This is a genomic window from Shewanella sp. 10N.286.51.B7 (genome assembly GCF_002873615.1).
Lineage (GTDB): Bacteria > Pseudomonadota > Gammaproteobacteria > Enterobacterales > Shewanellaceae > Shewanella > Shewanella electrodiphila.
Map to the genome: position 1 here is coordinate 93,379 of NZ_MCUF01000037.1, position 10,358 is coordinate 103,736.

At 41.3% G+C, this 10,358-nt stretch carries 9 protein-coding genes; 7 read left to right on the forward strand and 2 right to left on the reverse strand.

Annotated features, from left to right (window positions below):
* Positions 1 to 95: 95 nt before the first annotated feature.
* Positions 96 to 1,577 carry an FMN-binding glutamate synthase family protein gene (locus BCU84_RS11670; RefSeq protein WP_102528253.1) on the reverse strand — a complete coding sequence of 494 codons (1,482 nt, stop codon included), beginning with the start codon at positions 1,575 to 1,577 and terminating at the stop codon, positions 96 to 98.
* A 274-nt stretch (positions 1,578 to 1,851) separates the two neighbouring features.
* Between BCU84_RS11670 and BCU84_RS11675 the strand changes: the two genes are divergently transcribed.
* From BCU84_RS11675 to BCU84_RS11700, 6 genes are all read left to right on the forward strand, one after another.
* Positions 1,852 to 2,445: a DUF5610 domain-containing protein gene (locus tag BCU84_RS11675; protein WP_102528254.1), complete on the forward strand. Its 594-nt coding sequence runs from the start codon at positions 1,852 to 1,854 to the stop codon at positions 2,443 to 2,445.
* Positions 2,446 to 2,485: 40 nt separating this feature from the next.
* A complete protein-coding gene (locus tag BCU84_RS11680; protein ID WP_102528255.1) occupies positions 2,486 to 3,235 on the forward strand; it encodes a ferredoxin--NADP reductase in 750 nt (249 codons plus the stop codon).
* A 251-nt stretch (positions 3,236 to 3,486) separates the two neighbouring features.
* Positions 3,487 to 4,506 (forward strand): Fe(3+) ABC transporter substrate-binding protein, encoded by a 1,020-nt coding sequence (locus tag BCU84_RS11685; protein ID WP_102528256.1) that lies wholly within the window; start codon positions 3,487 to 3,489, stop codon positions 4,504 to 4,506.
* Between the two features lie 53 nt (positions 4,507 to 4,559).
* The gene (locus BCU84_RS11690) at positions 4,560 to 6,191 is read left to right on the forward strand and encodes an iron ABC transporter permease (protein ID WP_102528257.1); all 1,632 of its coding nucleotides are present in this window, start codon (positions 4,560 to 4,562) and stop codon (positions 6,189 to 6,191) included.
* Position 6,192: 1 nt separating this feature from the next.
* A complete protein-coding gene (locus tag BCU84_RS11695; protein WP_102528258.1) occupies positions 6,193 to 7,221 on the forward strand; it encodes an ABC transporter ATP-binding protein in 1,029 nt (342 codons plus the stop codon).
* Positions 7,222 to 7,329: 108 nt separating this feature from the next.
* The gene (locus BCU84_RS11700) at positions 7,330 to 8,268 is read left to right on the forward strand and encodes a Dyp-type peroxidase (RefSeq protein ID WP_102528259.1); all 939 of its coding nucleotides are present in this window, start codon (positions 7,330 to 7,332) and stop codon (positions 8,266 to 8,268) included.
* A 107-nt stretch (positions 8,269 to 8,375) separates the two neighbouring features.
* On the opposite strand, the gene argR is transcribed toward BCU84_RS11700, so the two are convergent.
* Entirely contained in the window at positions 8,376 to 8,846 is a 471-nt protein-coding gene (argR, locus tag BCU84_RS11705; protein ID WP_102528260.1) for a transcriptional regulator ArgR, read from the reverse strand.
* Positions 8,847 to 9,162: 316 nt separating this feature from the next.
* Here argR and mdh point away from each other — a divergent pair, with 316 nt between their 5' ends.
* Positions 9,163 to 10,098, forward strand: coding sequence for a malate dehydrogenase (gene mdh, locus BCU84_RS11710; RefSeq protein ID WP_102528261.1), 936 nt, complete (start codon positions 9,163 to 9,165; stop codon positions 10,096 to 10,098).
* Positions 10,099 to 10,358: the final 260 nt, after the last annotated feature.

Below are 10,358 nucleotides of genomic sequence, written 5' to 3' on the forward strand. Positions count from 1 at the left end.
TAAATTAACAATAGTCCAAAGATATTCGTTGTCAATATATTAGCAATAAGTCTAGTAGTTTTTACTAAAGCGTCATTTTATGTCTTTTAATAAAACTAATACTGTTGATAAAACTTATCTAGGGAGATAGAAATGCCACTTTCTGTAACTATTCTTGCATGCTGGCGAGTTAACTGCCTAGGCTCACTGACCCCACAAGAGTGGGCAATAATTTTTAAATCATGATGCAAAGAGCGATTATAGTTAGCCACTCTTGCTGATTTATTATGGGGATCTAACCCTTGTTGCAGGTGTTTATTATGAGTGGTGATCCCAGTAGGGCAGGTATCCTTATTACATTGCAATGCTTGTATGCAACCGAGTGCAAACATATTACCCCTTGCTGAAGCGATAAAGTCGGCGCCTGTTGCTAATGCCCATGCCACCTGAGAAGGCAGTACCATCTTGCCACTGGCAATGACTTTTATCCGTTGCTTTAAGCCTTTTTGCCTAAATAAATTAATCACTATCGGTAAGCTTTCTTTTATGGGCAAACCAACATGATCCATTAAGGCTTGTGGCGCCGCGCCAGTACCACCTTCAGCACTATCTAAGGTGAAAAAGTCAGGTGCATGCTCTATTCCACGGCGGTTAATTTCAGCACATAAATCATTGAGCCATTGCTCGTCACCTAATACCGCTTTAATACCAGTAGGCTTACCGGTTACATTGCGAACGTGGCAAATCATATCAATGATATCTGCAACACTATTAAACTCTGCATGGCCATTTGGGCTAATAGAGTCTTGTCCTACAGGTATACCTCGAATGTCAGCAATTTCTTTGGTAACTTTTACCCCTGGTAAAATACCGCCTTTGCCCGGTTTAGCACCTTGGCTTAATTTTATTTCAAACATTTTTACATTATCGTGGGCTGCTATAGCAGTTAGCTTTTTGTCATCCAGTTTGCCGTTTTCATCTCGAACACCGTATTTGGCTGTGCCAATTTGAAACACTAAATCACAATGGCCCTTTAAGTGATGTTCACTTAATCCACCTTCTCCAGTATTGAGCCAGCAACCTGCTTGCGCTGCGCCATGGGACAGTGCCGTCACTGCGGGGCGTGATAAAGCACCAAAACTCATGGCCGAAATATGACAAATTGTGGATGTTTGGTAGGGGATCTTACATTCAGCGCCAATGGTAAGAATATTGTCTGTATGTTCATCTGAGTCATACTTGGGAAATGCAGCATTCAAAAACATCACAGTACCAGTCTTGTCATGTGTTTGGGTTGAACCGAATGAAATGGTGCGATCAATATTTTTAGCAGCACGATATATCCAGCTGCGCTCTGCACGGTTAAATGGCAGCTCTTCACGATCTTGAGCAAAGAAATATTGTCTAAAAAACTCACCCTGTTTCTCGAATAAATATCGAAAGCGGCCAATTACAGGGTAGTTATGTCGAATCGCCTGTTTTGTTTGTACTTTATCGACGATATACATATAAATAACCGCGATAACACCGAAAGCAATACAGGCTAAAAATAACCCAGTAAATATCTCTAATCCGACAATAAACCAATGTGGTTGCATTTTTGTTCCTTAAAAATGTTCAATGGATAACCGTGACAAAACTTAGCATCGTTTAAGCTGAATGCTATTCGTAAAATTGTTTACTTTTTGACTTAATTGATTATGGATGAAGCTAACCCATTGTTCTAGCCTCATTTTCATCTTCAGATATTCGTGGCTCAGTTTTCTTTGTGAAAATGGTTTACCGATTAAAGCTAAAAGCTTAAGTTTTTAATTAAGTTGCCGATAAAATGAGCTAACCTGAAATGTAATTAATCGTTAATTGGAGCTGGTGATGGAGTTATATAATCCGACGCAAATGAATGCTAAATCGAATCGTCAATCACCGTCTGAACAGGCGGCAGACAAATTGAATTCAAAGCCATTAACTGAGACTACTGAAATAAAAAAACCTTCAGTGAGTGAAATAAGCCGCGAGTTGAAAAATAGCAGTATTTTAGCGGCACAAGAAAAGGTCAGTATTGCAGCGGGCGATCAATCGATGGCATTGCTATATCGCGCTGCAATTGATGCGATAAATATTGAGCTTGAACCTACAATGGGTGAAAACGCGATACAAAAAGCAGCAGAAACCGATGTTGATTATTCGCCAGAAGCGACGGCAGAGCGTATAGTCAGTTTTGCGACCAATTTCTTTTCGGTGCACCTGCAGCAGAATAGCCAAATGGAGTTTTCTGAACAATTAGATACTTTTATGGACAAAATTTCTGGTGCTATCGATCAAGGCTTTAAAGAGGCAACCGAAATATTATCGGGTTTGAAAGTACTTGAAGGTGACATTGCAGCAGGGGTCGAACAAACCTATAGTTTAATTCAGGCAGGGCTTGAAACCTTTAAACAAAATACAGCACCGCCGCAAGTTGAATGAATACAATCGATTTCTTCATCTAAGATTCAAGGAATAGCTTATGTGGACAACGGGTACCGTCATTGAACGTATTGAATGGAATGAGAAGTTATTCTCGCTACGCATCAAAGCAGATGTAGAACCATTTATTGCAGGACAGTTTATCAAGCTGAGTCAAATTCGTGATGAGAAACGTATTGCGCGTGCCTATTCAGTGGTCAACCCACCAGGGAAAGACTATATCGAAGTGTTGGCTGTTGCTGTAGAAGACGGACAGCTTTCCCCAGATCTTCAAGCACTGAGTATTGGTGACACAATTGAAGTGAGCACCAAGGCGGCTGGCTTTATGACTTTAGATGAAATTCCCACCGGCGCCTTACAAGGGCCGCATCTATGGTTTTTAGCGACAGGTACAGCTGTTGGGCCATTTATTTCTATGATGGAAACAGCAGAACCTTGGCAGCGATTTGATAAAGTGGTGCTAGTGTATGGTGTTCGCTTGATTGAAGACTTAGCCTATTTACCACAGTTAGAAGCATTAAAAGCTAAATACCCAACCCAATTCATATTTATTCCGTTAGTCACCCGCGAAGCATATAGCGGTGGTTTGTCATGTCGAATTCCTGATGGATTACAAAGCGGTATTCTTGAACAGACAGCTGGAGTTGCGCTTAATCAAGATAATTCTCAGGTGATGATTTGTGGCAATCCTGGAATGATTACCGATGCGCAAACAGCATTAATTGAAAAAGGTTTAGTGAAGAACTTACGTCGAGCCCCTGGCCAAATCACCGTTGAAAAATATTGGTAATCTGCCTTGAACAAGCTGTATGACATCTAATTTATGCAGCTCTTGGGATATGATTTATTGCTTATAAATACATAAATCCCCTTGGTATTCAAAGATGGATTCATAAACAACACTTGCTCCTTTAGCAGCGATCTATTATCCTTTCGCAACTGATAATTATTATCATTTCCATAAGCAATCACTCACTATTTTGTTACATATATATTTGTGACAAGGTGAAGTGAGTTATGCAACGCCAAGGAGAATTTGGAATGAAGTCGTTTAAAAGTCTAGCATTGTTAGGTTTAGCTACTGTGTCATCAATGGGATCAATGACTGCTACAGCAGCTGAAGATCTTACTGTTTATTCATACCGACAAGCTTTTCTTGTTGAGCCGATTTTAGAAAAATTCACCCAGGATACAGGCATTAACGTCAATGTCGTATTCGCTAAAGATGGTATTGCAGAGCGTATTGCTCGTGAAGGTCGTCTTTCTCCTGCTGACGTTGTACTCACCTCTGATTTTTCGCGCCTTATGGAATTGGTCGAAAAAGACTTAGTTGTTGATGTTAACAGTGACACGCTTAACAACAATATTCCTGAGCAATATCGCTCACCAGAAAATGACTGGTATGCGCTGACTATGCGTGTTCGTAATGTTTATTCTTCTAAAGACCGTGTCGGTAAGCTTGATCTAAGTTATGAAGATTTAGCCTCTGAAGAGTACAGAGGGAAAATTTGTACGCGTAGCTTCAAACACCCTTATAACATCGCATTAGTTGCATCAATGATCGCTCATCACGGCGAAGCTGAAACTAAAACTTGGCTTGAAGGTGTTAAAGCCAATTTAGCGCGTAAGCCACAAGGAAATGACCGAGCACAAGTTAAAGCGGTGAAAGAAGGTTTATGTGATATTGCTATCGGTAACAGCTACTACTTCGGTAAAATGATGTCAGATCCTAAGCAAAAGAGCTGGGCTGAAGCGGTATATATCAATTTCCCAAATCAGCAAAACCGTGGTTCTCACATCAATGTTTCAGGTATGGCACTCGCTAAGTTTGCACCAAACAAAGATAATGCGATAAAATTAATGGAGTTTTTATCGTCTGATGTAGCTCAAAAATCTTACGCAGAAGTGAATATGGAGTATCCGGTTAAAGCGGATGTGAAGCCTTCTGAAATGGTAGCCTCTTGGGGTGACTTCAAAGCTGATAGTCTTCCAATCTTTAAGCTAGCAGAAAACCATCAAGCAGCAGTGAAGCTACTTGATGAAGTAAAATTTGATCTGTAAGGATGCTTTATTACGCCGCATGATAATCATGCGGCACTGACTGGAAAGTATTTATGATCTTAGGCTTAACCAGAAGCTGGTCGCTCGCTGGTTATGCGATTGCGGTAATATTAATATTGCCGCTTTTTGCACTTTTAGTACAAGCAACATTCCCTGACGAAGCTGTTTTTAGTCATTTAATTGATACCGTACTTCCAACCTATATCAGTAACAGCCTGTTGCTCATGTTGCAGGTTTGTCTCGGTTCTTTAGTCATTGCTGTTCCTGCTGCTTGGTTAGTGGCGAGGTGTGACTTTCCTGCTCGTCGATATTTTCAATGGGCATTATTACTGCCCCTAGCAATGCCCGCTTATATTGTTGCGTATGTTTATACCGACATGCTTGACTATGCAGGCCCCGTGCAGCGCATGTTAAGGCAAGTGTTTGGCTGGACCTCCCCTCAAGATTACTATTTCCCTGATATTCGTACTTTAACTGGTGCAGCTATCATGCTGTCATTGGTGTTATTCCCGTATATCTATTTGCTGGCTCGCACCGCTTTTATGGAGCAATCTTCGAGCTTATTGCACGCCTCACGTATTATGGGCTGTAGTCCTTGGCAAAGTTTCTGGCGATTAGGTTTACCGATGGCAAGGCCTGCGCTAGCCGTTGGCATGGCATTAGTTGCCATGGAAACGGCTGCTGATTTTGCCACTGTAAGCTACTTTGCTGTGCCAACACTTACCACTGCTGTATACGATACTTGGCTAGGGTATGGCAGCCTTTCAGCGGCAGCAAAATTATCAGCAATCATGCTATTGGTCATATTCGCTATGGTGGGTTTTGAGCGTTTTGCCCGTCGTAAACAAGAGTTATTCCAAAAACAATCAAGGTTAACTGAGTCTGATCGCTATCACCTTAAAGGCGTTAAAGCTTGGGTGTCTTTTGGCTATTGCAGTTTACTTATTGTGTTGGCTTTTTTACTGCCATTTATGGTGCTTGCGGGTTATGCCATCGACTATTTCGATGAAAGCTGGAACAGTCGTTTTTGGCAATACAGTTTTAATAGCTTATACATTGCCGCTGTTGTGAGCTTTATCTGCGTTGTTTTAGCCTTACTGATGATGTTTATTAGGCGAGTGAGCCCGCGTAAAAGTGACATTTTACCTTCTCGGTTAAGCAGCACAGGTTACGCGATCCCTGGCACCGTATTAGCTATCGGTGTGTTAGTGCCATTAACCTATCTTGATTTCGCGATTAATGATATTTATGACTATTTTGATGCCCGTGGACCAGGCCTGCTATTTACCGGCAGTGTGTTTGCGTTGATTTTTGCTTTCTGTGTTCGCTTTGTGGCGATTTCAATCGGGAGTATTGAAAACAGCTATAAACGCATATCGCCTTCATTAGATATGGCCAGTATTACCATGGGGCAAAAGCCACGACAGTTATTATGGCGCGTGCACTTACCTCTACTGCGTAAAGGTATATTTGCTGGCGCGTTACTGGTCTTTATCGAAAGCATGAAAGAACTTCCTGCGGCATTATTACTACGTCCTATTGGATTTGAAAACCTTGCGACCCATGTTTTTCAATTCGTTTCAGATGAGCAACTCGAACATGGTGCTTTAGCTGCTATTGTGATTGTAATTGTTGGGCTTATCCCGTTGATTTACCTAAACCGTTCATTGGAGCAAGAGAGCTGATATGTCCACATTGACCATTCAAAATGTAAAAAGTGACTACCAAGGACAGGTTATTCTCAAAGGATTAAATCTGACTTTAGAACAAGGTGAAATCGTGGCTCTTTTGGGCCCCAGTGGTTGCGGTAAAACGACATTACTTCGCGCGATTGCCGGACTGCAAGCCATTAGTGAAGGCAGTATTGCTATCAATGGTCAGTCGCTAAGTGCTGACGGTGTGTTTGTCCCGAGTGAAAATCGCGGCATTGGAATGATATTTCAAGACTATGCGTTATTCCCCCACTTAACCGTGAGCGACAATATTCTTTTTGGAGTAAAAGACTTAACTGCAAAAGAACGCAGTGAACGCCTAGAAGATATGTTGCAACTGGTTAAACTTGAAGGGTTAGGTAAGCGATACCCTCATGAATTATCGGGTGGCCAGCAACAACGAGTGTCGATTGCCCGCGCGCTGGCTTATCAGCCAGAACTGCTATTACTCGATGAGCCTTTTTCAAATATTGATTCGCAAGTACGTAGCGAAATGATGTTAGAAATCAGGCAAATCCTTAAGCAGCGTAACGTTAGCGCAGTATTTGTTACCCACAGTAAAGATGAAGCATTTGTATTTGCTGATAAGTTAGCTTTATTTAAAGAAGGCGGCATTGTTCAGCATGGGTTAGCTGAAGAGCTATATGCTGAACCTATTGAGCGTTATGTGGCTGAGTTTTTAGGCGAGGGCAACTATTTAACTGTTACGGTTAAAAGCCCAACACAGGTCTCTTCGGTTTTAGGGGTAATTGAGAGTACTAAAACGTTAAATCTGGCGCTTAATAGCCAAAGTGAATTACTACTACGACCGCAACAAATTGATTTACAACCAGCATCTCAAGGGCATGGTGAAATTGTCGAAAGGCGTTTTCTGGGTACAATTTGTCATTATTGGGTTAAAGTAGGGTTACAAACGCTCGAAGTGAGAAGTCAATTAACTGCATTGAAGCTTGGTCAGAAAGTGAATTTATCCATATCGGCACACCCTTTAGTGATATTTTAGTGACCTAAGTCTAAATTGGTTAATTATCGTATAGAGCATAAGGAATAAATTGCTCAACTACCTTACAATATTAGCATCTTATTATTGTCAAAGGTGGTTGATTCCAACATGGAAACACAGAATATGCCTCGCGAACAGTTAGGAGTTTGTGCTGAAGGAAATTTGCATAGCGTCTACTTGATGTTTAATGCAAATGACGGCGTTGAAGCTCAACTGCGTCCTTGTTTAGCCAATGTAGCCCAATATATTTACGAGTTATCAGATCAATATGCAGACAGTGCCTTTAATGGTTTTGTCGCTATTGGTGCTAACTATTGGGACACTATTTATGGTGAACAGCGTCCAGCTCAATTGCGTCCATTCCCAGCGATGCAAGAGGGGAATCGTGATGCTCCTGCCATTGAGTACGATTTATTCATGCATATCCGCTGTGATCGTTATGATATTTTGCATTTAGTTGCCAATGAAATTAGCCAAATGTTTGAAGGTTTGGTTGAGCTAATTGAAGAAGAACGTGGTTTCCGTTTCATGGATAGCCGTGATTTAACAGGCTTTGTTGACGGCACTGAAAACCCGAAAGGGCGTAGTCGCCAAGAAGTTGCGCTAGTCGCTGATGAAGATAATCAATTTAAAGGCGGCAGTTATGTGCATGTGCAAAAATATGCTCATAATTTAAGTAAGTGGAATCGCCTACCACAGAAGAAACAAGAAGATATTATCGGCCGAACAAAGCAAGATGATATTGAATATGCTTCTGAAGATAAGCCATTAACCAGCCATATTAAACGCGTTAACTTAAAAGACGCTGATGGTAAGTCAATGGAAATCCTACGTCAAAGCATGCCGTTTGGCTCATTAAAAGAGCAAGGGTTAATGTTTATCTCGACCTGTAGCAAGCCAACTCATTTTGAAGAAATGCTTCGCAGTATGGTGCACGGTGATGGCCATGGTAACCATGATCATTTAATGCAATTCACTAAAGCATTAACGGGCTCATCTTTTTTCGCCCCTTCATTAGATTTCTTAGCTCAGTTTGCTAATGACTAACCTGTTTAGTTGTTAACTAGCAGACACAAAAAAAGCAATGCGATGGCATTGCTTTTTTATTGGCTGACTTCCCGTCTTACATCGGTTAGTTCGCCGATATCGTTTAATTACTCGCTGTAATTAAACAGTGACTTAACCGTTTCCAGTGTATCGTCAATAGTCTTGATGCTAGCTGGACAAATGAAAATAGTGTCATCTCCAGCAATCGTTCCTAAAATCCCCTCAGGCTTACCTATTGAGTCCAATAAGCGAGCGATTAACTGTGCAGCGCCAGGGCTGGTGCGAACCACAATCATTGCTTGGTTATGGTCAACGTCGAGGACGAGGTTTTTTACTGGGCTACCTGCGGTAGGAACACCTAATTCTGCAGGTAAACAGTACACCATTTCTTGTTTAGCATTTCGAGTACGTACGGCCCCGAACTTGCTTAGCATACGTGAAACTTTTGACTGGTTGATATTGCCAAAACCTTCTGCTTGCAGCGCGTTAACTATCTCACTTTGGCTACCAAAGCGCTCTTCCTTTAGTATCGACTTAAACGTTCTAACGAGTTCATCCTGATTCTTGGTCGCTGGCATATTTTTTTCGTCTTATAGTAATAATTAAAATGAATACAATATATTCACAAAACGGGGTCATTTTGAATAGATAAACGTCACAAGTCAAGAAATAAGCTAAATCGGTGAATAAAAATTCACTTTACAGTGTAAATGGCTAAATCAGTGATTATTTATATACATATCATAGAATAAGTAATTCACCTTACTCCACTAACGGATAATTGAAATTGTCTCGCTGATGCAGTAATGTGACGCCACAAGAAATATGATCTATGTCACAAACTGCGAATCATACATTTAGAAGTCATACACTAGAACGTTATTGGAGATAATTATGAAAGTAGCTGTACTTGGTGCTGCTGGCGGTATTGGCCAGGCCCTAGCTTTACTATTAAAAACTCAACTTCCTGCAGGCTCAAAGTTGTCTCTTTATGACATTGCTCCTGTTACTCCAGGTGTTGCTGTCGATTTAAGCCACATCCCAACAGACGTTGAAGTAACTGGTTTTGCTGGCGAAGATCCAACGCCTGCATTAGTTGACGCTGATGTTGTGTTAATCTCTGCTGGTGTTGCACGTAAGCCAGGTATGGATCGTTCAGATCTTTTCAACATCAACGCGGGTATCGTTCGTAACTTGATTGAAAAAGTGGCAGCGACTTGCCCTAAAGCATTAATCGGTGTGATCACTAACCCAGTGAACACTACGGTTGCAATTGCTGCTGAAGTACTTAAAAAAGCAGGTGTTTACGATAAGAATCGTTTATTCGGTGTTACTACACTGGATGTTATCCGTTCTGAAACTTTCATTGCTGACCTTAAAGGTTTAAACGTTGCTGATGTAAACATTAACGTTATTGGCGGCCACAGTGGTGTGACTATTCTTCCACTTCTTTCACAGGTTGAAGGCGTAAGCTTTACTGATGAAGAAGTTGCAGCACTTACTACACGTATCCAGAATGCGGGTACTGAAGTTGTTGAAGCTAAAGCGGGTGGCGGTAGTGCGACACTTTCAATGGGTCAAGCGGCATGTCGTTTCGGTCTATCATTAGTACGTGGTCTTCAAGGTGAAGCAAACGTTGTTGAGTGTGCATACGTAGATGGCGGCAGTGAACATGCTGAATTCTTCGCACAGCCTGTAGTACTAGGCAAAAACGGCGTTGAAAAAGTTCTTCCATACGGCGAAGTTAGCGCGTTTGAAGCCAATGCACGTGATGCAATGCTTGATACTCTAAAAGGCGATATCAACCTAGGTGTTGAATTCGTTAAATAAGCATTTCGCTTATTGACTAAAAAAGCGAAGCGTAATGCTTCGCTTTTTTGTGCCTGTTTGATCATTGAATTCTTAGCAAAAGTACCATCATGCTCTTGGTGTCGCAGAGTTTTATCAAGCTACTGTTTATCAAAGTATTGTTTACCAAGCTACCGTTTATCAAGGTATTGTTTACCAAGGTACCGTTTATCAAGGTATTGTTTATCAAGGTATTGTTTACCAAGGTATTGTTTACCAAGGTACTGTTTATCAAGCTACTG

Excerpts from the sequence above, each read along its gene's own strand:
- BCU84_RS11675 (WP_102528254.1), top strand. The coding sequence starts at position 1,852 with ATGGAGTTATATAATCCGACGCAAATGAATGCTAAATCGAATCGTCAA.
- BCU84_RS11695 (WP_102528258.1), top strand. The coding sequence starts at position 6,193 with ATGTCCACATTGACCATTCAAAATGTAAAAAGTGACTACCAAGGACAG.
- BCU84_RS11680 (WP_102528255.1), top strand. The coding sequence starts at position 2,486 with ATGTGGACAACGGGTACCGTCATTGAACGTATTGAATGGAATGAGAAG.
- BCU84_RS11690 (WP_102528257.1), top strand. The coding sequence starts at position 4,560 with ATGATCTTAGGCTTAACCAGAAGCTGGTCGCTCGCTGGTTATGCGATT.
- mdh (WP_102528261.1), top strand. The coding sequence starts at position 9,163 with ATGAAAGTAGCTGTACTTGGTGCTGCTGGCGGTATTGGCCAGGCCCTA.
- BCU84_RS11685 (WP_102528256.1), top strand. The coding sequence starts at position 3,487 with ATGAAGTCGTTTAAAAGTCTAGCATTGTTAGGTTTAGCTACTGTGTCA.
- BCU84_RS11700 (WP_102528259.1), top strand. The coding sequence starts at position 7,330 with ATGGAAACACAGAATATGCCTCGCGAACAGTTAGGAGTTTGTGCTGAA.
- argR (WP_102528260.1), bottom strand. The coding sequence starts at position 8,846 with ATGCCAGCGACCAAGAATCAGGATGAACTCGTTAGAACGTTTAAGTCG.
- BCU84_RS11670 (WP_102528253.1), bottom strand. The coding sequence starts at position 1,577 with ATGCAACCACATTGGTTTATTGTCGGATTAGAGATATTTACTGGGTTA.